We start from the raw sequence: 24,237 nt of genomic DNA, 5'->3' as shown, positions 1-24,237 counted from the left end.
CTCAGCGCTGGATCGGCCTATTGCCGGTCCAGCCGCATGAAGGCAGCGCGCAACGCCAGCACCGCGCGCAGGATCAGGCGTTCGTCCATCGCGGCATAGCCGAGCAGCAGGCCGTGTTCCGGCTCGCTCGAATGGTAGTTGATCGAGATGCCCTGCACGTCGAGGCCCTCCTTGACGGCGGCGGCGACGACGTCGCTGTCCTTGTAGGGTCGGATAAAACTGGCCAGCAGCTGCATGCCGGAATCGTTCTCGGTCACAGTCAGCCATTCGGCCAGATGCTCCTGGCACAGCTTGACGAAATTGGCTTGCCGGCGCGCATAAAGGCGGCGCATGCGTTTCAGATGTGTGGCGAAATAGCCTTGCGTGATGAAGTCGTTGACCGTCGCCTGCAGGATCAGCGGCGCGAACTGGCCGGTGATCGAGACGGCACGGTCGAAGGGCACGGACAGTTCGCGGGGTACGATGAGATAGCCGATGCGAAGCGTCGGGATCAGCGTCTTGCCGAAGGAACCAATATAGACGACGCGGTCGGCATGATCGAGGCCGCGCAGCGCCGGCACCGGCCGGCCACGGTACCGGTACTCGCCGTCATAATCGTCCTCGACGATCCAGGCGCCGTGGCGCTCGGCGATGTCGAGCAGCTGCAGCCGTTCCTCGATGCGCATGATGGTGCCGAACGGCCACTGGCAGGATGGCGTCACATAGATCAGGCGCGGCGGCGGCAGCTCTGGGTCTGCGAGATGCCATCCAAGGCGATCGACCTTCAAGGGCGCAAGCTGCGCGCCGCTGGCGAGAAAGGCGCTCTTGGCGCCGAGATAGCCGGGCTCTTCCATCCAGACATGGTCGCCTTCGTCCATCAGCACGCGCGAAGCGAGGTCGAGTGCCGCCTGCGCGCCGGTGACGATGATGACCTGGTCGGCGGTGCAGTTGATGCCGCGCGACAGGCTGATGGTCGACGCGATGGCCTGGCGCAGACCGGGATGGCCGGCAAAGGAGATATAGCCGAGCAAGTTCTCGTCGCGGCTGCGCGCATTGCGCACCAGAAGGCTGGACCAGATGGTGAAGGGGAAGGAGGCGGTTTCCGGCACGCCGGGATGGAAGTTGATGACGCCGGCATTGCGTGGCGGCTGCGGGCCGTTGACGATGGTCTGACCGCGCCGCGAGAGTTTTTGCGGGGCGGCGAGGCCGGCACGCAGCGCGGCCGGCGGGCGTTTCTGCTGGATCGGCGCCACCCAGGTGCCGGACCCGGCGCGCGCCTCTATAAACCCTTCGGCGAGCAGCTGGTCGTAGGCGGCGATCACCGTGTTGCGGCCGACCTTGAGATCCTCGGCCAGCGAGCGTGTCGAAGGAAGCAGCGTGTTCTGCTGGATCTGGCCGTCGAGGATGAAGCGCCGCAGGGCGCCGTAGATCTGCCGGTGCATCGGTTCGTCCGAGCCGCGGTCGACCGACATGATGTCGAGGGAAAGGCGCATATGGTCGGCCAAGCTAGTCTCCGACCAACCTGGCGGCGCGGGCGATCTTCTCTTCGTTAAGCAGGCAGACAGTCTCCAGCACCAGCCGTCTGGTTTCGGGATGAACCTCGCGGCTGTTCTTCAGCGCGCGGTGAACGGTTGCCGCGCCGAGTTCCGCCTTCTCGGCGATCTCACGGATGGTGCAAAGCCGTTCCATGCCGAGTGCCGCCTCGAATGCCATGTCGCTCCTCCATCTGCATCAAGGCATGCCTCGTCCCCAGCCTCAAGCTGGAAACGCCGGGCCGGCAACTCGGGGGCAAAAATTTCGATGCCAAGAACTGTGCGATCCGCGCCGCCAAGGGAGGGCGGCGGCGCGGATCGCCGGGCGCTTTCGCGTCGCTACCCCTACCGAGGCGCGCGCCCAACCGGCCCAACCACCAGCCCCCCGGCGGTGGTTAGGCCATGTCTCGTATTGCCACGTCGAACCCGGCCGCGCAGGCCGTTTTGAGAAGCGAAGCGTAACCTTTCGTGGCATAGGTCAAGGGGTGTGCCTTGGCCGGATCCTGCTCGGCCTCGACGACGATCCAGCCTTCGAAGCCATGGCTGGCCAGAGGCTGCAGCAGCGACAGGAAATCGACGGAGCCATCGCCGGGCACGGTGAAGATTCCTTCCATCACTGCCGCCATGAAACTCATGTCCTCGCGCCGTGCCTTCTCCAGCACGGCCGCGCGGACGTCCTTGCAATGGAAATGCACGATGCGGTCGAGATGCCGGTTCAGGAGGGAGGCCGGGTCGCCGCCTGAGAACAGACAATGGCCGGTATCGAACAGCAGGCCGACGCTCTTGCCGGTTGCGGCCATCAGCCTGTCGACCTCGTCATCGCTCTCGACGATCGTGCCCATATGGTGATGGAAAGCCATGCCTACGCCGAAGGCAGCCATGCGGTCGGCGAGTTCGGTCAGCTTCTCGCCATAGGCGGTCCATTCGCCGTCAGCGAGGCGCGGACGCTGTGAGACCGGCGCGAAAATGCCGTCATGACGGCCGCGCGAGGTGTCGGCATAGACGACGACCTTGGCCCCGAGATCGCGCAGCAGGGTCAGATGCGAGGTGACGGCGGCGAATTCCTCGTCGATCGTGCGGTCGAGGATGCGGCCGTCATACCAGCCGGAGACGAGCTCCAGTCCGTAAGAAGACAGGATCGGTCCAAGCTCGTCGCTTCGCCTGGGGAATTTGCCGCCGAGTTCGGTGCCGCGATAGCCGGCCTGCCTGGTTTCCGACAGGCATGTCGCGAGCGGCGTATCGCCGCCGAGTGCGGGAACATCGTCATTGCTCCAGGTGATTGGATTGATGCCGATCTTGACCGTCATGCCGCTACTTCAAAGGCTCGGGGAACCACAAAGCCGAGGCCGGCAAACTGAGGGGAAAGAGGACCTGTCACTAGGTCCAGTTGAGGTAAATTTGGCAGAACCAATCGGGAGCGCTAAAAGCGCTTCCCGTTTGAACGGACTAAGTCGACGCGCTTTATGTCTTCGTTTTATGCATGTCGTTGTCTCAAAACCGGCGCCACTTTTGAGCGACATGCATTAATCCTGCTGCGGCCTTCCGAAGGCCGCGCGCAGTTCGTCCTTGGCGTCCTCGAGCACTTTCCGGCGCGCCTGCGGCAGGTTCTTGCCGGCGCGGTTGATGTAGAAATTCAGCATCGACATGGCCGACTGAAACGGCTCGGCCTTGCGGCGGTCGCTGTGCTCGGCCGAGCGCTTGAGCGAGGCCGCGATCTTCCTGGCGTCGTCGGCTTCGAAGATGTGGTCCTCGAGGTCCATCGCATCGCTGTGCTCGGTCACCTCGGCCGACCATTTCTTTTTCGCGGTCATGACAAAACTCCTTCCTGTCGCAAAAACTCGGGCAGGCCGCCGCCGGTTCCCGAGAAAGTCGCCGGGCCGCTGGAGCCACGGATCATGGCCCTGTGGCGCTGCCCGTCGCGGTGAATGCGCCGATAGTGGCGACACAACGGTCGACTTCCCAGGACCGTAGACAGGAAACGCCTTGACCCCGATCGTCGCCAATCAGGCGGATAGCCCCGGCATCGACAGCAGCTACGCCTGGATGCGGCTTGCCATCTCCATGCTGCTGGCGACGATCGGTGCGGTCGGCATGTGGGCCGTCGTCGTCGTGCTGCCGGCCGTGCAGGCCGAGTTCGGCGTTGACCGCGCCGCGGCATCGATGCCCTACACCGCAACCATGGTCGGCTTCGCCGCCGGCAATGTGCTGGTTGGCCGCGCGGTCGATCGCATGGGGTATTGGATCCCGGCACTGCTATCCTCGGTGGCTCTCGCCGCCGGCCTGCTGCTCGCCGCGCTGTCGACCTCTATCCTGCAATTCACCCTTGCCCAGGGCGTGCTGATTGGTGTCGGCACATCGGTGATCTTCGGGCCGCTGATCGCCGACATCTCGCACTGGTTCAACCATCGGCGCGGCGTCGCCGTCACGGCGGCGGCTGCTGGCAACTATCTCGCCGGAGCGCTCTGGCCAACCATCATGCCGACACTGATCAAGGCGGAAGGCTGGCGCTTCACCTATGCCGGCATCGGTGTCTTCTGCCTGGTCACCATGGTGCCACTGGTGCTGTTGTTGCGGCGCGCTGCTCCGACGGCGGCTGCCGCCGGTTCGCCCGGAAGCCGGCCAGTGCAGTCGATTTCGCTGTCGCCGGCGGCGTTACAGGTGCTGCTGATCGTTGCTGGTCTCGGCTGCTGCGTGGCGATGTCGATGCCGCAGGTGCACATCGTCGCCTATTGCATGGATCTTGGCTACGGCATTGCGCATGGCGCCGACATGCTGTCGATCATGATGGCGGCGGGCGTCGTCAGCCGGCTTGCCTCCGGCTTTGTCGCCGACCGCATCGGCGGCGTGAAAACCCTGCTTATCGGTTCCGTGCTGCAATGCCTGTCGCTTTTGTTTTACATCCCGTTCGACGGGCTTGCCTCGCTCTATGTCGTGTCGCTGGTGTTCGGCCTGTCGCAAGGCGGCATCGTGCCTTGCTATGCCATCATCGTGCGCGAATACCTGCCCGCCAGGGAGGCCGGCCAGCGTATCGGCATCGTCATGATGGCGACCATCTTCGGCATGGCGATCGGTGGCTGGATGTCGGGCTGGATCTACGACCTGACCGGCTCCTACGCCGCCGCGTTCCTCAACGGGATCGCGTGGAACTTGCTGAACATAGTGGCCATCGGGCTGCTGCTGTGGAAAGCAAAACGCAGTGCTGCCCTGATGGCTTAGGAAGGCAGGATTTGTTGCTTGACAAGGGCGATTGGCTGCGCGACGCCAGCAGGCGAGTGGGTGCGGCAGCAGCCGGTTGGCATGGTGGCGGTGGAAAAGCTGGACATGGTTTCGCAAGGGCGCAGCGGCCGGGGCCCGGCACGTGGAGGATGTCCATGACCAAGCCGCGCTCGCGTCGTGGGGGCGGCCGCCCGACCCTATCAGATGTGGCGCGCAAGGCCGGCGTCGGCGCCATCACCGTGTCGCGGGCGCTGCGCGAACCGGAACGCGTCAGCCAAGATCTGCGGCGCCAGATCCAGGCCGCCGTCGACGAACTCGGTTATGTCCCGGATCCCAATGCACGGGCGCTGGCCTCGGCGCGCGCCGATGTGTTCGGCGTGCTGGTGCCGTCGCTGACCAACAACGTCTTCGCAGAAGTGGTGCGCGGCATCTATGACAGCCTGTCGGACGGCCCGTTCCGCGTCCAGCTCGGCAACACCCATTATTCCGGCCTCGAGGAGGAGCGCCTGCTGCAGGTGTTCGCACCGCAGCGCCCGGCGGCGCTGATCGTGGCCGGCATCGACCAGACGCCGACCTCGCGAAAGCTGCTGGAGAGCGCGGGCTGCCCGGTGGTGCAGGTGATGGAGACCGGGCCCGATCCGGTCGACATGCTGGTCGGCTTCTCGCATTTTGACGGCGGCCGCACCGCGACCGAGCATCTGATCGAGGCGGGCTACCGGCGGATCGGCTTCATCGGCGCACGCATGGACCCGCGCTCGCAGCGGCGGCTTGCCGGCTATCGCGCGGCAATGGAGAAGGCCGGCCTGTTCGACCCGCGGCTGGTCACCACCACGCCGCTACTGTCCAGCGTGACGCTCGGCCGCGAGCTGCTTCGCGATGCGCTGGCCAAGATGCCGGCGCTCGACGGCGTCTTCTGCAACAATGACGACATCGCGCTCGGCGTTTTGTTCGAATGCCATAGCGCCGCGCTCAACGTGCCGAAAACAATCGGCATTGTCGGCTTCAACGACCTCGAAATGATGCAGGCGGCGTTCCCGCCGCTCACCAGTATCCGCACCCCTCGCTATGAAATCGGCCGTCGGTCTGTCGCCATGGCGCTGGCGGCGATCGCAGGACGAAGGCCTGAGCAGCGGGTCGTCGATCTTGGTTTCGAACTCAAGCCCCGCGAGAGCACCGCACGCTGAACACGCTTTGGCCGGCCTCAGCAAATGGTGCTTTACACAACGTCATGGTAGCGCTACCATTTTCGTCGGGCAGACGTTTTGATGAGAGGCCGTGCCTGTTTATTATACATAAGCAACAGCTCATGCTTGTTTATTATGTATAATATGCTAGTTTCGTTTCTCGCCTGTGAAGCGGCGAGGGGGAGGGGATCGGGCCGGCTTCGGGCCCTTGAGACGTGGCGCCGGCCAGGCTGGAGGGCCTTCGGCAGGCGTGGAAACCACACCACGACAAACAGCATCAAATAAACAAGCAGCAGCAAACAAAACTACAACTGGGAGGAATATCGATGATCAAGTCACTTGTTGGTGGCATCGTTGCCGCCACTGCATTCGTCATGCTGAGTTCGTCGGCCATGGCCGACCCGGAAGTTGTCAAGGGCCCGTCGGCTGAGCCGGATTGCTTTGCGCCCTGGGCGGCCGATACGCAGTTCTTCAAGTTCCCCAAGAAAGACGGCCCATACCGCATCGCGCTCGCCAATGGCTATATCGCCAACACCTGGCGCATCCAGATGGTGCAGACCGCCAAGGCCTATGCGGCCCAGCCGGAGGTCGCCGCGAAACTGAAGGAATTCAAGGTCGTCTCGACCGGCGAGGACGTGCCGGCCCAGATTTCGGCGATCAACAACTTCATCGATTCCGGCTATGACGCGATCGTCGTCAACGCCCAGAACCCGACCGCTTTCGGGCCGGTCATCAAGCGCGCCAAGGAAGCTGGCGTCATCCTCGTCGCCTTCGACAATATTCTCGACACCAAGGACGCCATCAACGTCAATGTCGACCAGAAGGGCCTTGGCGAATTGTGGGGCAAATGGCTGGTCGGCCATGTGCCGAATGGCGGCAAGGTGCTCGAAGTGCGCGGCGTTGCCGGAACTTCCGTCGACACCGACCGTCACAACGGCATCCATGAAGCGCTCGATGCCTCGGGCAAGAAATGGGACGTCACCGAGGTGGTCGGCAAATGGGACGACGGCGTGGCGCAGAAAGCCACGGCCGACGCCATTGCCACCAACGGTCCGTTCGACGGTATCACCGGGCAAGGCGGCGACACCGGCATCGTGCAGGCGATGATCGATGCCAAGCATGCTTTCGTGCCGTTCGGCGGGGAGACCGAGAACGGTTTCCGCAAGTTCTGCGCGGCACATGCCGGCGACGGGCTGAAATGCTCATCGGCCGGCACCGGTCCGGCGCAGGTCGCGGTTGCCATCAAGACGGCGATTGCCGCGCTCGAAGGCAATGTCGTTCCGCAAGCAGTGAAACTGCCACTGGCGATCGTCGAGGATCCGAACTTCAAGGCCGGTCAGGATTTCTTCCCCGACCAGTCCGACAATTTCTTCGTCGGCAATTCCTTCCCGACCTGCGGCATCAATTTCACCGCGCAGGAAATTATGGGTCAGACCAAAGCTGACCAATAGGGGCTGACCAATAGGCGGCATATCCGGCGCCGCGGGATCTCCGCGGCGCCGGCCACTCGATATCCCTTGAAGTCAAACTGCCTCGGGAGGGCCGATGGACGGTGCGGTTCCGCTCTTCCGGATGGAAGGCATATCCAAGCGCTATGGTGGTGTGCGGGCGCTGGAAAAGGCCGAGCTTTCGGTCTCGTCCGGTAGCATCCACGCCATTCTCGGCGAAAACGGCGCCGGCAAATCGACGCTGATCAAGGTCATGGCGGGCGTCGTCGCGCCCGACGAAGGCCGCATGATGCTGAACGGCAGCGAGGTGACGTTCGCTTCGCCTGCTGCTGCAAACAAGTCCGGCATCGTCTGCATCTTCCAGGAGCTGTCGCTGGTTCCCGAACTCAGCGTTGCCGACAACATCGTCATCTCCGATCCGCCGAAGCGTTTCGGCATGATCGACCGCAAGGCGCAGCGCCGCATTGCCGAGGATGCGCTGGCACGCGCAGGTGCGGCCGACATCCATCCATTGGCGCTGGTCAAGGATCTTCCGCTTTCAAGAAGACAGATGGTCGAGATCGCCAAGGCATTGGCCAGGAAGCCGCGCATCCTGATCCTCGACGAGGCGACCTCGGCCCTGACCGCGACGGACGTCGCCAGGATATTCAGCGTGCTCAAGCGATTGCGCTCGGAAGGGCTGGCGCTGCTTTACATTTCGCACCGCATGAACGAGATCGCCGAGCTTGCCGACCACTGCACGGTGTTTCGCAACGGCCGCAATGTCGCCAGCTACAAGGCAGGCACAAAGAGCGACAACGAAGTCGTCGAACTGATGATCGGGCGCGAATACAGCCATATTTTCCCGCCGAAACCCGCGCGCACCGCAGCCGCCGCCGTTCCCGTGCTGGAGGCGCGCAAGCTGTCCTGGACGGACCGGCTGGACAATGTCTCGCTGACGGTCGGGGCAGGCGAGGTCGTCGGCCTTGGCGGCCTGGACGGCCAGGGCCAGCGCGAATTGCTGCTTGCCTTTTTCGGTGTGCTGCGCGGCCTCGGCGGCCAGATCCTTATCGACGGCAAGCCTGTTTCGATCGCCAGCCCCCAAGCGGCGCGCGACGACCGCATCGGCATGGCGCTGATCCCGGAGGACCGCAAGACCGAAGGCCTGATGCTGCCGATGACGGTGCGCGAGAACCTGTCCTTTGCCGCCCTAGACCGGCTGTCCAAGGCCGGCATCATCGACCGCGCCGCCGAACAGCGGCTGATCGACGACATGGTCGGGCTGCTGGCGATCAAGACGGCCGGCCTCGACATTCCGGTCGGTGCGCTGTCGGGGGGCAACCAGCAGAAGGTGGTCATCGCCAAATGGCTGATGCGCCAGCCGCGTATCATCCTGCTCAACGATCCGACGCGCGGCATCGACGTCGGCACCAAGCAGGAACTCTATCAACTGATGCGCAAGCTGGCGGATGCGGGGGCGGCGATCCTGTTCTATTCGACCGACTATGACGAACTGATCGGCTGCTGCGACCGCGTGCTGGTGCTCTATGACGGCGCGGTCAAGCGCGAGCTGGTCGGGGCCGAGATCACCGAGCGGGCGCTCATTGCAAGCGCGCTCAACATTCGCGGCGATGACGGCGGCGCGAGAGACGATGCCGGCGCAAGACAGGGAGCGGACGCGTGAAAGAGTGGCGCTACTGGCTGGCCGAGCAGCGCGGAACACTGATGGCACTCGGCATATTCATTGTCATGTTCGTCATCTACACCTCGAACCATCCAGCGGGCTTCACCGCCAATGTCGTGCAGACGGCGTCCAACAAGGGCGTGCTGCTCGCCTTCGTCGCCATGGCGCAGACACTGGTCGTGATCACCGCCGGCATCGACCTCTCCGTCGGCATGATCTTCACGCTGACCAATTGCCTCGCCTCCTGGCTGGTCATCGGCACCGGCCTCGAGACCGCTTTCGGCGTCATCGCCGTGCTCGGCACCGGGTTCCTGTGCGGAGCGATCAACGGCGCCATCGTCATCTACGGCCGCCTGCAGCCGATCGTCGCCACGATCGCCACGGGTGCGGTCTATTTCGGCATCGCGCTGCTGCTCAGGCCGTTTCCCGGCGGTTCGGTCAACGAAGGTCTCGCCGACGCGCTGACCGGACGCCTGTTCGGCGTGGTGCCGGCGAGCCTGGTCGTGCTGCTCGCCGTCGTGCTCGTGGTCTGGGTACCGTTCAGCCGCTCGGTGCTCGGGCGCGCGGCCTATGCGGCCGGGTCCTCGGAGACGGCGGCCTACATGTCCGGTGTGCCGATAAGGCGCGGCAAGTTCGCTGCCTACGCGCTCGCAGGCCTGTTGGCCGCGATCGGCGGACTGTTCCTGACCTTCTTCACCTATACGGGCGATGCAGCCTATGCCAGCGGCAACGCCTATACGCTGTTTTCGATCGCCGCGGTGGTGCTGGGCGGCGTCTCGCTGTTCGGCGGCAAGGGCAGCGCCATCGGCGCCATCTTCGGCGCGCTGGCCTTCCGCACCATCGGCGACCTGTTGTTCGTTTTCGATTTCGATCCGCTATGGCAGCCGCTGTTCCAGGGCGTTATCCTGCTGGTCGCGGTCAGCCTTGGCGCCTTTGCACTGTTTCGGGTCCGCAACCGGCTGGAGTGGTTCCTGTGAGCGAAACGACATTGGGCGGTATCGCCGGCCGCATGCCGAAATTCATCCGCCGCGCCGATCCGGCGGTGCTGACGGCCTTCGCCTGCATCGTGCTGTTGCTGTTCCTAGGCAGCCTCTATTCCAGGAGCTTTCTGTCGCCTGAATATCTCTTGCAGCAGCTCAAGGTGGCCTCGTTCCTCGGCGTCATCGCCACAGGCATGATGCTGGTCATCCTGCTAGGCCAGATCGACCTGTCGGTGCCGTGGGCGGTGGCGGCGGGCGCGATGATGGCGTGTGCGGCTGCGGCCTATGGCCCGATCGGTGTGGCGCTGGCCATCCCGTTCGGCATCTTCTGCGGGGTGCTGATCGGCATCGTCAACGGCTTTGGCGTCGCCTATCTGCGCATACCCTCCATGATCATCACGCTCGCAACCAACGCTGTCGCTCAGGGGCTCATGGTCGTTTATACCGGCGGCTACTCGCCACAGGATTCGGCCACCGGCGCCATGCGCTATCTTGCGACAGGTTTTACCATTCCTGGCGCGCCTAACGCCGTCATCATCTGGGCCCTGATTGGTGCCGCGATGGTGTTCGTGCTGTCCCGCACCAGCTTCGGCCGCACCGTCTACGGCATCGGCAACCGCGAGCGTGCCGCCTATCTCTCCGGCATCGATACAAGGCGCGTGGTGATGATCGCCTTCGCTATCTCAGGCGGGCTGTCCGCCTTTGGCGGGGTGCTTCTCGCCGGCTATGCCTCCAAGGCGGCGCAATCGATGGGCGATGCCTATCTCCTGCCGTCGATCGCCGCCGTGGTTCTGGGCGGCACCTCGATCCTGGGTGGCCGCGGCTCCTATCTCGGCACCGTCGCCGGTGTCATTCTGATCACCCTCCTGCAGTCCATACTCTCGGTCATGCAGATGCCGGAGGCGGGGCGGCAGATCGTCTATGGCCTGGTCATCGTTGCCATGCTCCTGCTCTACGGCCGCGCGCCGGCAAGCCGCTGACCGTGGACGAAAAGACGGCACAGGCGCCAATGGGCGCTACCGGCTCAGTGCCTCGGGCCATTGTGGTGATGGGCGTCGCCGGCTGCGGAAAGTCGGCTGTCGGCAAAGCATTGGCAGCAGAGGAAGGGGCCGTCTTTGTCGAAGGCGACAGGCTGCACCCACCCGAAAACGTCGCCCGCATGGCGAGCGGCGAGCCGCTCACAGATCAACTGCGTGAGGGCTGGCTCGATGCCATCGGCGAGCGGATCGCCGACCTGACCGGCAGCGGCCAAAGCGTGGTTGCCGCCTGCTCGGCGCTGAAGCGCAGCTACCGCGATCGTCTGCGTGGCTTCCGCCGGGATATCGATTTCATCTATCTGAAGATCGATCCCGCAACCGCCAAGCAGCGTGTCGCCAGCCGCAAGGGCCATTTCATGCCGGCAAGCCTGGTCGAAAGCCAGTTCGCCATCCTTGAGCCGCCTGGCGCCGACGAGCGGGCGCTGACGGCCGACGCCACACTTCCAGTGGCTGAGATCGTCACCGCCGTTGCCAGCCTGCTGGCCGGCGCAAAATCATGAACCACCCTCGTCGGGCAAGGCGGTTTCCGGCCGTTCGGTGAACCGGTCGGCGCCGGACCAGACCATCATTTGCTCGGGATAGAGTTTCAGCGCCTCCAGCAAGCGGTCGCGCTTGAGCAATATGTACTCGGCCTGCAGCGCCATGTTCTTGGCGCCGGCTCTGGCCGCGCGCTCGCCGGCCTCTGCCGGGGCCGGCACCAGTTCGGGACTTAGGACGGCGCGGTATTGGCGGAACGGATCGGTCTCGAAGGTCGACATGGAAAACAGCGCCGCCTTGCCTCTGGCAGCGAAATTCGTTGGCGCCGAGGCGAGGTGAGTCCAGCCGCTCTCGCCAAGGCCGACTTCGGTGAATGTCGAGCCGGCATGCACGGTGTTGGTCACCAATACGACGCCGTTGTTGCCAAGGATCTTGTGGATCCGGCCGGTGACCTGGTAGGCGTCGCTGCGGTCGAACACGATCCGGCTTTTCAGGAAACGGTTCTCGACCCGAACCATCGGCGGGTTCAGGAAGCGCAAGCCGAAGGTCGAATCGGATATGCCGTGAGCCCTGACGCTGAGCTGGTGTGTCTCGATACCGGCCTCATGGAGAGCGCGTTTGCCGATGATGGTCTGTGCCGTGAACTGATCGCACCAGATGATAGCGCCGTGGCCGCGCTTCAGCGCCGCTTGCAGGCCTTCCAGGCCCTCCAGACGGATATTAGGTGACCAGCGGCGGCCGATGAGATGCGCGGCAAGTAGCAGACGCCGGCGGTGGTTGGCGCAGAGCAAGGCCCTGAACTGCCTTTGCGCATCGATGCCGTTGCCGAGCACGGCGCGCGTCGCGGCGGCGTAGCGCACGAAATCCTTGCGGATATGGCGCTTGAGGCGCAGCCCAGATACGCGGCTGCAGACCGCGGCCCACCAATCGACCGGCAGCGATGCCGCGACGCCGATGTAGAAGGCGGCCAGCAGCAGCTCGCGGAGATCCCTGTTGTTGAAGGTGCGCAACTTGCCGGCGCGAACCTGCTTGCGGCTGAAGAAGCGGACATGCTCGGCGCGTTCGGGCACCAGGATGTCGGCGATGATTTCCGTATGATAAATGACGGCGGAAGATGGTGTCCGGTCGGCTTTCCGGGATTTTCCCAACCACGGCAGCCTCATCCGATCGGTGTCCACCTGTTCTTGCGTGCGTCCGGAAATCGCTTTACTGCGTCTGCCACGGGCGCGCAATCGGCGCCGGCAAGGCCATGGTGAACGCCATTCAGGGTTCGAACTTGAAACAGGCCCTATCGGTAGCACTTCCCCAACTGGCGCCCTGGCGGCCGGCTGCGGTGGCGCTGATGGCGCCGGACCGGCCATCCCTGAGCTTTGCCGGCCTCGCCAATCTTGTCGACAAGCTCTGCGGCGATCTCGCCAGGCGTGGCGTTGCCCGCGGCACGGCCGTCGGCATCGTCTTGCCCAACGGCCCGGAAATGGCGGCCTGTTTCCTGGCGGTCTCGGCGTTGGCGACGGCGGCGCCGCTCAATCCGGCTTACGGCGAAGACGAATTCCGCTTCTATCTCGGCGATCTCGATGTGAAGCTGCTGCTGTGCGGACAAGGCATGGGCGATGCCGCGCGCAACGCCGCCAAGGGGCACGGCATTGCGGTGCTCGACGTCGTCGTGACTGACGGCGCCAAGGCCGGCGAGTTTCTGCTGGCGGGAGACGCCGAGGTGGAGGCTGCCAGTGAGGCTCGCCTCGACGATATGCAGCTCAACGGGCCGGACGATTTCGCGCTTGTCCTGCACACATCGGGAACCACGGCGCGGCCGAAGATCGTCGGCTTGCGGCAGCGCAATCTGCAGGCATCAATGGCCAACATCGCCCGCACCTTGGCGCTTTCGGCAGACGATATCTGTCTCAACGTGATGCCGCTGTTCCACATTCACGGGCTGATGGCGGCGCTCAGCGCACAGCTGGCAGTCGGCGGCGCTGTTGTCTGCACGCCGGGCTTCAACCCGCTCAAATTCTACGGCTGGCTGGGCGACTTCAGGCCGAGCTGGTACAGCGCGGTGCCGACCATGCATCAGGCGATCCTGGCGCGCGCCGCCCGCAATGGCGAAACCATCGCTGCTGCGCGGCTGCGCTTCATCCGCTCGTCTTCGGCAGCGCTTCCCGACACCGTGTTCCGCGACCTCGAGCGCGTCTTCGGCTGTCCGGTGGTCGAGGCCTATGGCATGACCGAGGCGGCGCACCAGATGACATCCAATGACCTGCCGCCTGCGCGCCGCAAGCCAGGCTCGGTCGGCCTGCCTGCGGGTCCGCAGGTGACGATCCTGGACGACAAGGGGACGATCCTTCCGGCGGGTGAAAAGGGCGAGATCGCGGTGCGCGGCGCCAACATCCATGATGGCTATCTCAACAATCCGGTGGCCAATGAAGCTGCCTTCAGCGATGGCTGGTTCCGCACCGGCGACCAGGGCCTGATCGACGAGGATGGCGATCTGAAGATCACCGGGCGGCTGAAGGAGATCATCAATCGCGGCGGCGAAAAGATCTCGCCGCTCGAAGTCGACAATGTCCTGCTCGATCATCCTCTGGTGGCGCAGGCGGTGACCTTTGCCGTGCCGCACGCCATGCTCGGCGAAGAGGTGGGTGCGGCCATCGTGCTGGCCGAGGGCGCCACCGCCGATGCCGAGCAGATACGCGATTTCGCGCGCAGCCGGATCGTCGAGTTCAAGGTGCCGCGCCACATCCTGTTTCTCCTGGAGATACCCAAGGGTCCCACCGGCAAAATCCAGCGCGTCGGCCTGGCCGGCAAGCTCGGCCTGGTCTGAGGACTCTCATTTGAGCATGATCTTGTCCGAACCGGTTCCCACTTTTCGGGATCATGCTCGAATTTAGATCTGCGACGTCAGCTCGACCGGAAAATCATCATTGTCGGCGTCGCGCATGGCGGCGAGGCTGCGATTGTCCAGCACTTCGGCGATCGCCTGGCGCACTTCCAGCATCATGTGCCGGACCTGGCAGGTCGCCTCGTCGCAATCCTCGCAGCGCTGGTATTGCGTGCGGCTGGCGCAGGGTATGGGAGCGAGCGGGCCGTCCAGCACGCGCACGACGTGGCCGATCTTGATTTCGGAAGCCGGCCGGGCGAGGCGATAACCGCCTTCCTTGCCCTTGCGGCTGAGGACGAAGCCGGCATTGCGCAGCTCGCCCAGAATGGCATCCAGAAATTTCTTCGGGATGTTGTTGGCGATCGCGATGTCGTTGACGAATGCAAGCTGGCCGACCGGCAGGCCGGAAAGATGCACGAGGGCCTTGAGGCCGTATTTGCCTTTTTTGGTAAGCATGCCCGCTTCAGTTCATGAAAACCCCAACCACCCGCATCTGGCGGTTGTTTGTGTGCAAATCATGACGTTTCGCCTGAACAACCCGGTTTCGCGTAGAACAAGCCGCCCGGTTGAGACGTTAGGCACAAAGGCGTTGATTCTTTGTAACGTTTTTCGCCGATCGCGACAGATTCCGCATGAAAGCCGTTTGTCGGCGCGCGAAAACGAAAAAGCCGGCAAAGCGCCGGCTTTCTTGTGAGGTGAGGTCGAACGCTGCTGATATCAGCGGCTGCCATAGGTCTGGTCGAGCAGACCGCCGGCGGCGAAGTGCTCCTTCTGTACCTTGTCCCAGCCGCCAAAGACGTCTTCCACCGTCAGCAGGCGGACATCGGGGAAGTCGGCCTTGTATTTTGCCGCGACTTCAGCGTTGCGGGCGCGCAGGCCATTTTCAGCCGCGATGGTCTGGCCCTCGGGCGTGTAGAGGAAGTCGAGATAGGTCTTGGCGAGGTCACGGCTGCCGTGCTCGTCGGCGACCTTGTCGACGATCGCCACCGGGAATTCGGCGAGCAGGCTGACCGTTGGCGTGACCTGTTCGAACTTGTCGTTGCCATACTCCTTGCGGATGCCGCGCGTTTCCGACTCGAAGGTGATCAGCACGTCGCCGATCTCGCGCTGCACGAAGGTGGTGGTGGCGGCGCGCCCGCCGGTGTCGAAGATCGGCACGTTGTTGAACAGCTTGGTGACGAACTCCTTCGCCTTGGCGTCGTCGCCCTTGAAGGCTTCCTTGGCGTAGGCGGTTGCGGCCAGATAGGTGTAGCGCGCATTGCCCGAGGTCTTGGGGTTGGGGAAGATCACCTGCACGTCGTCGCGCACGAGGTCGTTCCAGTCCTTGATGTGCTTGGGGTTGCCCGCGCGGACGAGAAAGGATGGGAGCGAATAGAAGGGCGAGGCGTTGTCGGGGAAATCCTTCTGCCAGTCGGCGGCGACGAGGCCTTTCTTGACCAGAAAGTCGATGTCGGTGACCTGGTTGAAGGTGACGACATCGGCGCCGAGGCCTTCGGCAATGGCGCGCGCCTGCGCCGAGGTGCCGGCGTGCGACTGGTCGACGGTGACGCCCGGATGGCCGGCGACGAAAGCCTTGTTCACCTGGGCGAACAATTCGCGGCCGACATCATAGGAAGCGTTGAGCAATTTGTCGGCCGACCAGGCCTGCGAACAGGCGAGGACCAGGCCGGCGACAGTGGCGACGCTGAGGAAAAATCGCTTCATGAAAACAGGCTCCGATGTGCAATGCGTTGCCAGAACATAGCCGGGCCGGAGGGTGTACTGCGAGGCACACGGGGCAGACGTATGGCGTTGCAGCGAAAAAGAAATCGCTGAAGCAGGTTATCGGCGAAATTTCATTCCAGCCGAAATGCCGATGCGTTGGGGTTTTCTGTGGTTTGCAATTCGAGGCCGAGTGGCATATACAAATGGCATATACGAGTGGAACAGACAGGGGAGGCTGCCATGCCGCAGCACCGTCACTCAATACCACCGCCCAGGGAGGCGAAGTTGTTTCGCAACAACCGCAGTCAGGCGGTTCGCATCCCTGTCGAATTCGAGCTGCCTGGCGAGAAGGTCCTGATCAGCCGCGATGGCGACCGGCTGATCATCGAGCCGGTCCGTCAACCAGGCCTCACCGCCTTGCTCACCCAATGGGCGAAAGAGCCGCCGCTTGGTCCTGAAGACGACTTTCCCGAGATCCATGATGCGCCCGTGGGGCCTGAGGATATCTTTTGATGCGGTTCATGCTGGACACCAACATTCTCAGCGACATGATCCGAAACCCTGCCGGCAAGGCTGCCAGTGCGGCGGTTCGCGCGGGAGACGGTGCCCTGTGCACCAGCATCGTTGTCGCCTCGGAGCTGCGTTATGGCTGCGCCCGCAAGAGATCGGCCAAGCTGCTCGCCAAGGTGGAGGAATTGCTCGCCGAGGTTCCTGTGTTGCCGCTCGATGTGCCGATGGATAACGAATACGGAGCACTTCGTGCCGAGCTGGAGGCCAGAGGCCAGCCAATCGGCCACAATGATCTTTTCATTGCTGCCCATGCCTGTGTGTTGGGGACGACACTGGTGACGGCCAACACCGCTGAGTTCCGTCGGATCAAGGGCCTGACGGTCGAGAACTGGCTGGAGTAGCGCCGGATCGATGTCTATGCCGCCGGGAAAAGCTTCCAGCGCCTCGGCCTGAACGCCACCCGGCTCTTCTGCGCCGCAGGATGGTCCACAGGCAGTTCGATCTCGACGCGCTGGCGCTCGCCGCCGATTTCCAGTTCGACGCGTCTTGTGCCGGCGACGCGGCGGCTGGCGACGACCGTGCCGGCGATGCAGCCGCTGCAGCCGTCGAGCAGTTCGATATCGTGCGGGCGGAAGTACAGCGTCGCATCGCCCTCGGGTGCGTGCGGCGCCGACACGCCGATCGGACGGTCGGCGAGCCAGATCTCGCCATTCTCAACCTTGACCGGCAGCATGCTCGATTCGCCGATGAAGGAGTAGACGAAGGGCGAGTTCGGCGTGTCGTAGATCTCGTCGGCGGAGCCGACCTGCTCGATGCGGCCCTGGCTCATCACCACGACGCGGTCGGCAAGTTCGAGCGCCTCTTCCTGGTCGTGGGTGACGAAGACGGTGGTGTGGCCGGTACGGTCATGGATCTCGCGCAGCCAGCGGCGCAGTTCCCGGCGCACCTGCGCATCGAGCGCGCCGAACGGCTCGTCGAGCAACAGCACCTTGGGCTCGATGGCCATGGCCCGGGCGAGCGCCACGCGCTGGCGCTGGCCACCCGAAAGTTGCGCCGGATAGCGCTTTTCCAGGCCGGAAAGCTGAACGAGATCGAGCAGTTCGGAGGCGCGTCGGCGGATTTCGGCCGCCGGTGGTCGCGACGGTCCATGCCGCACCTTGAGGCCGAAGCCGATATTGTCGGCGACCGTCATGTGCCGGAAGAGCGCATAGTGCTGGAAGACGAAGCCGACATTGCGCTCCTGGATCGAGCGGTGCGAGGCGTCCTCGTCGCCGAAGAAGATCTTTCCGCGCGTCGGCCGCTCCAGGCCGGCGATAAGCCTCAGCAGCGTCGTCTTGCCGGAGCCGGATGGCCCAAGCAGCGCGATCAGCTCACCCGACTTGATGTCAAGCGATACGTCATGGAGGGCCGGAAACCGGTCAAACTCCTTGCGTACGTTGGCAACGCGAACTTCCATGTAGATCCCTCAGTAATTTGGTGCATGTCGTTGTCCCAAAACCGGTTCCCAGTCTTGGGCGACATGCATTTAGTCAGTGCCCGCGCGTCGCGGCGATCTCGGCGCCGTAGCGCATCTCGAGAAGTGTTTTCAAGACCAGCGTGACCAGCGCCAGGCCGGCAAGCAGCGAAGCGACGGCAAAAGCGCCGACGGCGTTGTACTCGTTGTAGAGGATTTCGACATGCAACGGCATGGTGTTGGTCAGCCCGCGTATGTGGCCCGACACGACCGAGACCGCGCCGAATTCGCCCATCGAGCGGGCGTTGCATAAAAGCACGCCGTAGAGCAATCCCCATTTGACGTTGGGCAGCGTCACGTACCAGAAGGTCTGCCAGCCATTGGCGCCCAGAGAGAGCGCGGCTTCCTCGTCGCCGTTGCCCTGTTCCTGCATCAGCGGGATCAGTTCGCGGGCAACGAAGGGGAAGGTGACGAAGATGGTCGCGAGCACGATGCCGGGCACGGCGAACAAGATCTGGATGCCGTGCGCCTTCAGCCATTCACCGAACAGTCCCTGAGCGCCAAACAAAAGCACATAGACCAGGCCGGAAATGACCGGCGAGACCGAGAAGGGCAGGTCGATCAGCGTGGTTAGAAAAGCCTTGCCCTTGAACTCGAACTTGGCGATCGCCCAGGCAGCCGAAATGCCGAAGACGACGTTGAGCGGCACGGCGATCACCGCCACCAGCAGCGTCAGCCGGATCGCCGAGCGCGTATCGGGATTGGACAGCGATTCCGCGTAGGCGCCAATGCCTTTCGCCAGCGCCTCGTGGAAGACGATGATCAGCGGCAGCAGCAGGAAGACGGCGAGGAAGGCGAAGGCCACCGCCATCAGCAGCAGCCGCACCGGCCGGCTTTCGGTCACCGCCGCCGACCGGCTCTCGTGATGCGGTTCGTAGGATTTGATCTCTGGGTCAGCCATAGCGCTTGCGGCTCCAGGACTGAGCGAGGTTGATGACCAGCAGCATCACGAACGACAGCAAAAGCATGATCGCCGCGATCGCGGTCGCCGCCGGATAATTATATTCCTCAAGCCGGATGACGATCAGAAGCGGTGCGATCTCCGACTTGTAGGGCAGGTTGCCCGCGATGAAGATGACCGAGCCGTATTCGCCGACCCCGCGCGCGAAGGCGAGCGAAAGGCCGGTGATGATGGCCGGCGCCAGGCCGGGAAACAGGATGCGGGTGATGATCTGGAAGCGGTTGGCGCCGAGCGTCGCGGCGGCTTCCTCCACTTCCTTGTCGATCTCCTCCATGATCGGCTGCACCGTGCGCACGACAAACGGCAGGCCGATGAAGACAAGCGCCACGACAATGCCGAGCGGCGTGTAGGCGACCTTGATGCCGAGCGGCGCCAGGAGATGGCCGATCCAGCCATTGGGCGCATAAAGAGTGGTCAGCGCAATGCCCGCGACCGCGGTCGGCAGCGCGAAGGGCAGGTCGACCATGGCGTCGACGACGCGGCGGCCGGGGAAGCGGTAGCGCACCAGCACCCAGGCGACGAGCGTGCCGAAGACGACGTTGACGGCGGCTGCGATGAAGGCTGTGCCGAAGCTGATTTCGAGTGCGTTGATGGTCCGGCGGTCGGTGGCGATCGCCCAGAAATCGGTCCAGCCGAGGGCTGCCGAGCGCCAGATCAGGCCCGACAGGGGGATGAGGATGATGAGCGTGAGGTAGGCAAGCGAGAAGCCGAGCGTCAATCCGAAACCCGGAATGACACTCGGCTGTCTGAATCGCCACCCCGCCTTGGCGGGTGCTATGGTCATGTCGTCCTGATCTAAATCCTACTGGGCCGGCTTGTAGATCTGGTCGAATATACCACCGTCGCCGAAATGATAAGGCTGTGCCTTCTTCCAGCCGCCAAAAAGCGGATCGTCGATGGAGATCAGCTTGATTTCGGGCGTCTTCGGAATGTCAGCCGCATCCACCAGCTCGGGCTTGGCCGGACGATAGTGGTTCTTGGCGATGATCGTCTGGGCTTCCTTGGAATAGAGCCAGCCGAGATAGGCTTCGGCGACCTTGCGGGTGCCCTTGGCATCGACATTGGCGTCGACGATCGCCACCGGCGGCTCGGCCAGGATCGAGGTCGGGGGATAGACGATCTCGAAATTGTCGGCGCCGAATTCATTGAGCGCCAGATAGGCGTCGTTTTCCCAGCCGATCAGTACGTCGCCGATGCCTTTTTGCGCGAAGGTGACCGTCGAGCCGCGCGCACCGGTGTCGAGCACCGGAGCATTGGCGTAGAGCTTGCCGACGAATTCCTTGTTCTTGGCTTCGTCGCCGCCATCATTGGCGTTGGCATAGGCCCAGGCGGCAAGGTAGTTCCAGCGGGCGCCACCCGACGTCTTCGGGTTCGGCGTGATCACCTGGACACCGTCCTTGACCAGATCGCTCCAGTCGTGGATGCCCTTCGGGTTGCCCTTGCGGACCAGGAAGATGATGGTCGAGGTGTAAGGCGCCGAATTGTTCTCGAACTTCTTGCGCCAGTCCGGGTTGATCTTCTTCGACTTGGTGACGATGGCGTTGATGTCGCCTTCGAGCGCCAGCGTGACCACATCGGCATCGAGGCCGTCGATCACGGCGCGGGCCTGGGCGCCCGATCCGCCATGCGATTGCTGGATGGTGACCGTCTCGCCGGTCTCGGCCTTCCAGTGTGCGACGAAGGCTTCGTCATAGGCCTTGTAGAGTTCGCGTGTCGGGTCGTAGGACACGTTCAGAATGGTCGTATCGGCAAACGCGAAACCGAGCGTGCCGAACTGGATCGATGTGGCGACCAGTGCGCCGAGCAGTTTCTTGAAATGAGGTTTGGTCATTCCCGCCTCCGTTGATGACGGCTGAACTCTATCGAATTGATAGAAATTAGATGCATTCAACGTTGCCTTTTTTGTCCGCTCAAAGGAAATTTTCGCCGATATTGGGTTTCGGAAGGAAATATTTTCCTCATATTGGTCTAACCCAAATCCGGCCGGTTTGACGCTATCTAGGAGCTGACACCGCAGAAGCAAGGCCGAGTGAGGGAAGGCTCGGTGTAGCACCGGGCGGTTCAGCCCGCAGTGATGGGAAAATCGAAGCGCAGCTTTGGAAACGGCTCATCCCGAAGCGTGTAGTGCCACCACTCTCGCGCATAATTCTTGAAGCCGCCGGCGCGCATGGCGTCGAGCAGCCTTTTGCGGTTTGCCGCCGCTTCTGCCGCCAATGGGCGATGTGCGGTTTCGCTTGCCGGGTCGAAACAGTCGAAGCTGGTGCCGAAATCGAGCGTGCCGGCGCCGGCCGTGCCGCAAGCGGCGCATGATTTGTTCTTGCCGTCGCTGCGGGCGATGGCGATATCGACGGTCGAGCCGCGCGAATGGGTGGACAATTCGCCGATATAGCCCGTGGCGATGAGGTCGCCGCGCTGCACCTGAGGGTACCATTGCGGATCGGGCGGGCCGCCCTCTCTGGTCCATTTGCCCATGTCGGCAACGGCGCGGGCCGGGCGGTAGCAGTCGAAGACGACCAGCGTCAGGCCATCGGCGGCGAGCGCTTTCTGCACACCGGACAGCGCTTGCGCAGCTTGCTTCGTGAGGATGCAGATGGGGGCGTCGTAGCCATCGGCCTTGCGATGCAGGAAATTTTCCAGGCCGGCATAGCGGATGTCCTGGCGGATCGAGGGATCGACATCGGCCAGGCGGACGAAGCCGGCGGGCAGGGGATCGGCGTCGGCGGGGGAGCAAGTCGAAACGAACATGGATAGGGCTAAGGCCAATCCTCGATGCAAGCGCTTCGGCACACCCCCCTCTGGCCTGCCGGCCATCTCCCCCGCAAGGGGGGAGATCAGATGTCGCTGCGGCTTTCGCCAATTTTCAACGTTGCTGAATGAGCGCGGCGCCGAAGCTGCCAATCTCCCTCCTTGCGGGGGAGATGGCCGGCAGGCCAGAGGGGGGTGCCTCGCGCCGGGTCTCGGGCGAAGAAGCCCAATCCCCTGAATCGCTTGGCGCCATCTATTCAACGAACACCTTCACGCTTGCCGCGCGTCCCACGGCGTCGATGACGGTGAGCGTCGAATAGCCGGCGCCGTCGGGCAGCCAGGTCGCAGTGCGGCGGCGGTCGATGCCGACGAGCGGCTTGCCATTGGCCAGCCAGCGGAACGGCGCGCGGCCGCCTTGCAGTTTCAGCACCAGCGGCGAGGCCTCGGCGGAATTGGTGGCGAGATCGACGCGGGCGCCGTTGGGCGGGAAAATGATCGTTGGCGCCGGTTCCGTCGGGCCTGCCTGCACCAGTCCGTCGGCGCCGGCGCCGAAGCGCGCCAATGTCACCGGCAGGTCTTCGCGCCTGGCCTTGACGACGCCGGCCGGCTGGCTGGGCAACGGGACGGCGGTCAGGCCTGAACGGACGAAGCCCTCGAACAGGATGGGGGCGGCCGAGACATAGCCGGACAGGCCGGGCACCGCACCGGCATCGGCGCGGCCGACCCACACACCCAGCACGTAGCGGCCGTCGAAGCCGACCGACCAGGCATCGCGATAGCCGTAGGACGTGCCGGTCTTGTAGGCGATGCCGCGCTGCAAGGCGCCCTCAGGCGGCTTTACGCCCGACAATATGTCGGTGATCTGCCAGTTCGCCTGGGCGTCGAGGATGGTGGCGGTGGCGCGCTCGTCGTTGGCCGGCTCGGTGCCGTCATGCAGCGTGTTTGCCTTGCCGCCATTGGCCAGGCCGGTATAGAGCTGGACGAGATCGCGCAGCGTTACGCCGACGCCTCCGAGGCCGATGGCGAGGCCCGGCGCCTCGTTGACCGGTAGCACCGGGCTGACGCCGGCCTGGCGGAAGCGCGCCATCAGCCGTGCCGGGCCGACCGAGTCGAGCACGCGGATCGCCGGAACGTTGAGCGACAGCTGCAGCGCCTGGCGGATCGAGACATCCCCCTGATAGCCCATGTCGAAATTCTTTGGCCGGTAGCCGCCGAAATCGACCGGACTGTCCTCGATCAGCATTTCCTGCGCCACCAGCCCCTGCTCGAAGGCGAGGCCATAGATGAACGGCTTCAGCGTCGAACCGGGCGAACGCACGATCCTGGTCATGTCGATCCAGCCGGAGCGGCTGGCATCGAAGAAATCGGCCGAGCCGACTTCGCCAAGAATGTCGCCGGTGCGTGCGTCCGCCATCACCATGGCGACCGACAGGCGCGGGCCAAGCTTGATCGCGGCATCGCGCGCCACCTGTTCCAGCCCTTGCTGGACGCTTTTGCGGATCGTAAGCTGCAGTGGCTTGCCGGGCACGGCCTTGGGCAGCATGGCGTAGGCGGCGTGCGGCGCCAGCGCCGGCAATTTGCGGCGCAGGCCCGAGACATCGTCGAGGGCGGCGCGCGCGGCCTCGCGCTCGCCAAGCAGGCCTGCCGAAACCATGCGGGTCAGCACGCGGTCGCGGGCGGCATGAGCGATGGTGAGATTGCGGTCGGGCCGGCGCTTTTCCGGCAATTGCGGCAAGGCGACGAGCAGTGCTGCTTCCGAGACCGTCAGCCGCTTCGGCTCTTTGCCGAAATAGGCGAGCGAGGCGGCGCGCACACCTTCAAGATTGCCGCCATAGGGCGCCAAGGTCAGGTAGCGTTCGAGGATCTCCTGCTTGGACAGCCGCCGCTCGATCTGGATGGCACGCAGCATCTGCTTGATCTTCGAGCCGAGGCTGCGGTTTTCGCGTGGCTCGATCAGCCGGGCAAGCTGCATCGACAGGGTCGAGCCGCCGGAGACGATATGGCCGCTGGTGGCGAACTGGCCGGCGGCGCGCGCCAGCGCCAGCACATCGACGCCATCATGGTCCCAGAAGCGCTTGTCTTCATAGGTGACCAGCATGTCGACGAACTGCTTGTCGACCTGGTCGAGATGAGTGTCGAGCCGCCAGTAACCGTCCGGCGTGGCGAAGGCGCGCAACAGCTGGCCGTCGCGGTCCTGGACCTCGGTGCAGACGGTGAGCCTTCCGGGCAGCGGCGGCGGAAAAGCGCGGTCGAGTTCCCAGAGAGAAGCGGCAGCGATCGCCGCAAAGCCGACGAGGGAGGCGGCGGCGATGCCTGTTCGACGGAGAAATTTTCTGGAGAGCATGGTGGTGCCCTTCATCCGCCTGCCGGCTCCTTCTCTCCGCATAGCGGGGAGAAGGAGATGGTCGCGGAC

General features: G+C 64.0%; 23 protein-coding genes. 10 read left to right on the top strand and 13 right to left on the bottom strand.

From position 1 onward, the window contains the following. Window positions 1–17 precede the first annotated feature (17 nt). The 4 genes from mocR to NKK52_RS14650 form a co-directional block, all read right to left on the bottom strand. The gene (gene mocR, locus NKK52_RS14665) at window positions 18–1,484 is read right to left on the bottom strand and encodes a rhizopine catabolism transcriptional regulator MocR (RefSeq protein ID WP_245263053.1); all 1,467 of its coding nucleotides are present in this window, start codon (window positions 1,482–1,484) and stop codon (window positions 18–20) included. Between the two features lies 1 nt (window position 1,485). Next, window positions 1,486–1,692, bottom strand: a complete 207-nt coding sequence (locus NKK52_RS14660; protein ID WP_023682225.1) for a LacI family DNA-binding transcriptional regulator — start codon at window positions 1,690–1,692, stop codon at window positions 1,486–1,488. Window positions 1,693–1,906: 214 nt separating this feature from the next. After that, the gene (gene iolE / locus NKK52_RS14655; protein WP_023682224.1) at window positions 1,907–2,818 is read right to left on the bottom strand and encodes a myo-inosose-2 dehydratase; all 912 of its coding nucleotides are present in this window, start codon (window positions 2,816–2,818) and stop codon (window positions 1,907–1,909) included. A gap of 216 nt (window positions 2,819–3,034) precedes the next feature. Beyond that, a complete protein-coding gene (locus NKK52_RS14650; RefSeq protein ID WP_023673065.1) occupies window positions 3,035–3,322 on the bottom strand; it encodes a DUF3175 domain-containing protein in 288 nt (95 codons plus the stop codon). 232 nt (window positions 3,323–3,554) lie between these two features. Between NKK52_RS14650 and NKK52_RS14645 the strand changes: the two genes are divergently transcribed. The 7 genes from NKK52_RS14645 (at window position 3,555) to NKK52_RS14615 (ending at window position 11,539) form a co-directional block, all read left to right on the top strand. Then, window positions 3,555–4,727, top strand: coding sequence for an MFS transporter (locus NKK52_RS14645; protein WP_050591957.1), 1,173 nt, complete (start codon window positions 3,555–3,557; stop codon window positions 4,725–4,727). Window positions 4,728–4,882: 155 nt separating this feature from the next. Beyond that, a complete protein-coding gene (gntR, locus tag NKK52_RS14640) occupies window positions 4,883–5,911 on the top strand; it encodes an HTH-type transcriptional regulator GntR (RefSeq protein ID WP_023682222.1) in 1,029 nt (342 codons plus the stop codon). Window positions 5,912–6,237: 326 nt separating this feature from the next. Further along, a complete protein-coding gene (locus NKK52_RS14635; protein ID WP_023682221.1) occupies window positions 6,238–7,362 on the top strand; it encodes a sugar ABC transporter substrate-binding protein in 1,125 nt (374 codons plus the stop codon). A 94-nt stretch (window positions 7,363–7,456) separates the two neighbouring features. Then, window positions 7,457–9,022: a sugar ABC transporter ATP-binding protein gene (locus NKK52_RS14630; protein ID WP_023682220.1), complete on the top strand. Its 1,566-nt coding sequence runs from the start codon at window positions 7,457–7,459 to the stop codon at window positions 9,020–9,022. Continuing rightward, on the top strand, window positions 9,019–9,999 hold the full coding sequence (locus tag NKK52_RS14625; RefSeq protein WP_023682219.1) for an ABC transporter permease: 981 nt from the start codon (window positions 9,019–9,021) through the stop codon (window positions 9,997–9,999). Before NKK52_RS14630 ends, NKK52_RS14625 begins: the two co-directional genes overlap by 4 nt. After that, window positions 9,996–10,982, top strand: a complete 987-nt coding sequence (locus tag NKK52_RS14620; RefSeq protein WP_023682218.1) for an ABC transporter permease — start codon at window positions 9,996–9,998, stop codon at window positions 10,980–10,982. The genes NKK52_RS14625 and NKK52_RS14620 overlap by 4 nt, the downstream gene beginning before the upstream one ends. A gap of 2 nt (window positions 10,983–10,984) precedes the next feature. After that, a complete protein-coding gene (locus NKK52_RS14615) occupies window positions 10,985–11,539 on the top strand; it encodes a gluconokinase (protein ID WP_023682217.1) in 555 nt (184 codons plus the stop codon). On the opposite strand, the gene NKK52_RS14610 is transcribed toward NKK52_RS14615, so the two are convergent. After that, window positions 11,534–12,679, bottom strand: coding sequence for a hypothetical protein (locus tag NKK52_RS14610; protein ID WP_023682216.1), 1,146 nt, complete (start codon window positions 12,677–12,679; stop codon window positions 11,534–11,536). The genes NKK52_RS14615 and NKK52_RS14610 overlap by 6 nt on opposite strands. 113 nt (window positions 12,680–12,792) lie before the next feature. Between NKK52_RS14610 and NKK52_RS14605 the strand changes: the two genes are divergently transcribed. Further along, window positions 12,793–14,334 carry an acyl--CoA ligase gene (locus NKK52_RS14605; RefSeq protein WP_502902993.1) on the top strand — a complete coding sequence of 514 codons (1,542 nt, stop codon included), beginning with the start codon at window positions 12,793–12,795 and terminating at the stop codon, window positions 14,332–14,334. A gap of 63 nt (window positions 14,335–14,397) precedes the next feature. Here the strand turns inward: NKK52_RS14605 and NKK52_RS14600 are convergent, their stop codons facing one another. Further along, on the bottom strand, window positions 14,398–14,847 hold the full coding sequence (locus NKK52_RS14600; RefSeq protein WP_023673075.1) for an RrF2 family transcriptional regulator: 450 nt from the start codon (window positions 14,845–14,847) through the stop codon (window positions 14,398–14,400). 261 nt (window positions 14,848–15,108) lie between these two features. Next, a complete protein-coding gene (locus NKK52_RS14595; protein ID WP_023682214.1) occupies window positions 15,109–16,095 on the bottom strand; it encodes a sulfate ABC transporter substrate-binding protein in 987 nt (328 codons plus the stop codon). A 240-nt stretch (window positions 16,096–16,335) separates the two neighbouring features. Between NKK52_RS14595 and NKK52_RS14590 the strand changes: the two genes are divergently transcribed. Both NKK52_RS14590 and NKK52_RS14585 read left to right on the top strand, forming a co-directional pair. Beyond that, complete coding sequence (locus NKK52_RS14590; RefSeq protein WP_023682213.1) at window positions 16,336–16,608, top strand: AbrB/MazE/SpoVT family DNA-binding domain-containing protein; 273 nt, start codon at window positions 16,336–16,338, stop codon at window positions 16,606–16,608. Beyond that, entirely contained in the window at window positions 16,608–17,006 is a 399-nt protein-coding gene (locus NKK52_RS14585) for a type II toxin-antitoxin system VapC family toxin (protein WP_023673078.1), read from the top strand. Before NKK52_RS14590 ends, NKK52_RS14585 begins: the two co-directional genes overlap by 1 nt. 14 nt (window positions 17,007–17,020) lie before the next feature. Here NKK52_RS14585 and NKK52_RS14580 read toward each other — a convergent pair whose 3' ends face one another. From NKK52_RS14580 to pbpC, 6 genes are all read right to left on the bottom strand, one after another. After that, a complete protein-coding gene (locus NKK52_RS14580; protein ID WP_023682212.1) occupies window positions 17,021–18,061 on the bottom strand; it encodes a sulfate/molybdate ABC transporter ATP-binding protein in 1,041 nt (346 codons plus the stop codon). A 73-nt stretch (window positions 18,062–18,134) separates the two neighbouring features. Further along, a complete protein-coding gene (gene cysW / locus NKK52_RS14575; protein WP_023682211.1) occupies window positions 18,135–19,019 on the bottom strand; it encodes a sulfate ABC transporter permease subunit CysW in 885 nt (294 codons plus the stop codon). Then, entirely contained in the window at window positions 19,012–19,863 is an 852-nt protein-coding gene (gene cysT / locus NKK52_RS14570) for a sulfate ABC transporter permease subunit CysT (RefSeq protein ID WP_023682210.1), read from the bottom strand. Before cysT ends, cysW begins: the two co-directional genes overlap by 8 nt. Before the next feature lie 18 nt (window positions 19,864–19,881). Further along, window positions 19,882–20,910: a sulfate ABC transporter substrate-binding protein gene (locus tag NKK52_RS14565; protein WP_023673082.1), complete on the bottom strand. Its 1,029-nt coding sequence runs from the start codon at window positions 20,908–20,910 to the stop codon at window positions 19,882–19,884. Between the two features lie 230 nt (window positions 20,911–21,140). Continuing rightward, window positions 21,141–21,824 carry a M15 family metallopeptidase gene (locus NKK52_RS14560; protein WP_023682209.1) on the bottom strand — a complete coding sequence of 228 codons (684 nt, stop codon included), beginning with the start codon at window positions 21,822–21,824 and terminating at the stop codon, window positions 21,141–21,143. A 253-nt stretch (window positions 21,825–22,077) separates the two neighbouring features. Then, entirely contained in the window at window positions 22,078–24,183 is a 2,106-nt protein-coding gene (pbpC, locus tag NKK52_RS14555; RefSeq protein ID WP_031203746.1) for a penicillin-binding protein 1C, read from the bottom strand. Window positions 24,184–24,237 lie beyond the last annotated feature (54 nt).

Source organism: Mesorhizobium sp. C277A, assembly GCF_040324395.1.
In the GTDB taxonomy this organism is placed as follows: Bacteria; Pseudomonadota; Alphaproteobacteria; order Rhizobiales; family Rhizobiaceae; genus Mesorhizobium.
The sequence above is the reverse complement of the archived record's forward strand: the minus strand, read 5'-3'. Positions and strand labels throughout refer to the sequence as shown.

Coding starts and splice junctions, on each gene's coding strand:
- NKK52_RS14660 (WP_023682225.1), bottom strand. CDS start 1,692: ATGGCATTCGAGGCGGCACTCGGCATGGAACGGCTTTGCACCATCCGT.
- iolE (WP_023682224.1), bottom strand. CDS start 2,818: ATGACGGTCAAGATCGGCATCAATCCAATCACCTGGAGCAATGACGAT.
- NKK52_RS14650 (WP_023673065.1), bottom strand. CDS start 3,322: ATGACCGCGAAAAAGAAATGGTCGGCCGAGGTGACCGAGCACAGCGAT.
- NKK52_RS14645 (WP_050591957.1), top strand. CDS start 3,555: ATGCGGCTTGCCATCTCCATGCTGCTGGCGACGATCGGTGCGGTCGGC.
- gntR (WP_023682222.1), top strand. CDS start 4,883: ATGACCAAGCCGCGCTCGCGTCGTGGGGGCGGCCGCCCGACCCTATCA.
- NKK52_RS14635 (WP_023682221.1), top strand. CDS start 6,238: ATGATCAAGTCACTTGTTGGTGGCATCGTTGCCGCCACTGCATTCGTC.
- NKK52_RS14630 (WP_023682220.1), top strand. CDS start 7,457: ATGGACGGTGCGGTTCCGCTCTTCCGGATGGAAGGCATATCCAAGCGC.
- NKK52_RS14610 (WP_023682216.1), bottom strand. CDS start 12,679: ATGAGGCTGCCGTGGTTGGGAAAATCCCGGAAAGCCGACCGGACACCA.
- NKK52_RS14600 (WP_023673075.1), bottom strand. CDS start 14,847: ATGCTTACCAAAAAAGGCAAATACGGCCTCAAGGCCCTCGTGCATCTT.
- NKK52_RS14595 (WP_023682214.1), bottom strand. CDS start 16,095: ATGAAGCGATTTTTCCTCAGCGTCGCCACTGTCGCCGGCCTGGTCCTC.
- NKK52_RS14590 (WP_023682213.1), top strand. CDS start 16,336: ATGCCGCAGCACCGTCACTCAATACCACCGCCCAGGGAGGCGAAGTTG.
- NKK52_RS14585 (WP_023673078.1), top strand. CDS start 16,608: ATGCGGTTCATGCTGGACACCAACATTCTCAGCGACATGATCCGAAAC.
- NKK52_RS14580 (WP_023682212.1), bottom strand. CDS start 18,061: ATGGAAGTTCGCGTTGCCAACGTACGCAAGGAGTTTGACCGGTTTCCG.
- cysW (WP_023682211.1), bottom strand. CDS start 19,019: ATGGCTGACCCAGAGATCAAATCCTACGAACCGCATCACGAGAGCCGG.
- cysT (WP_023682210.1), bottom strand. CDS start 19,863: ATGACCATAGCACCCGCCAAGGCGGGGTGGCGATTCAGACAGCCGAGT.
- NKK52_RS14565 (WP_023673082.1), bottom strand. CDS start 20,910: ATGACCAAACCTCATTTCAAGAAACTGCTCGGCGCACTGGTCGCCACA.
- NKK52_RS14560 (WP_023682209.1), bottom strand. CDS start 21,824: ATGTTCGTTTCGACTTGCTCCCCCGCCGACGCCGATCCCCTGCCCGCC.
- pbpC (WP_031203746.1), bottom strand. CDS start 24,183: ATGAAGGGCACCACCATGCTCTCCAGAAAATTTCTCCGTCGAACAGGC.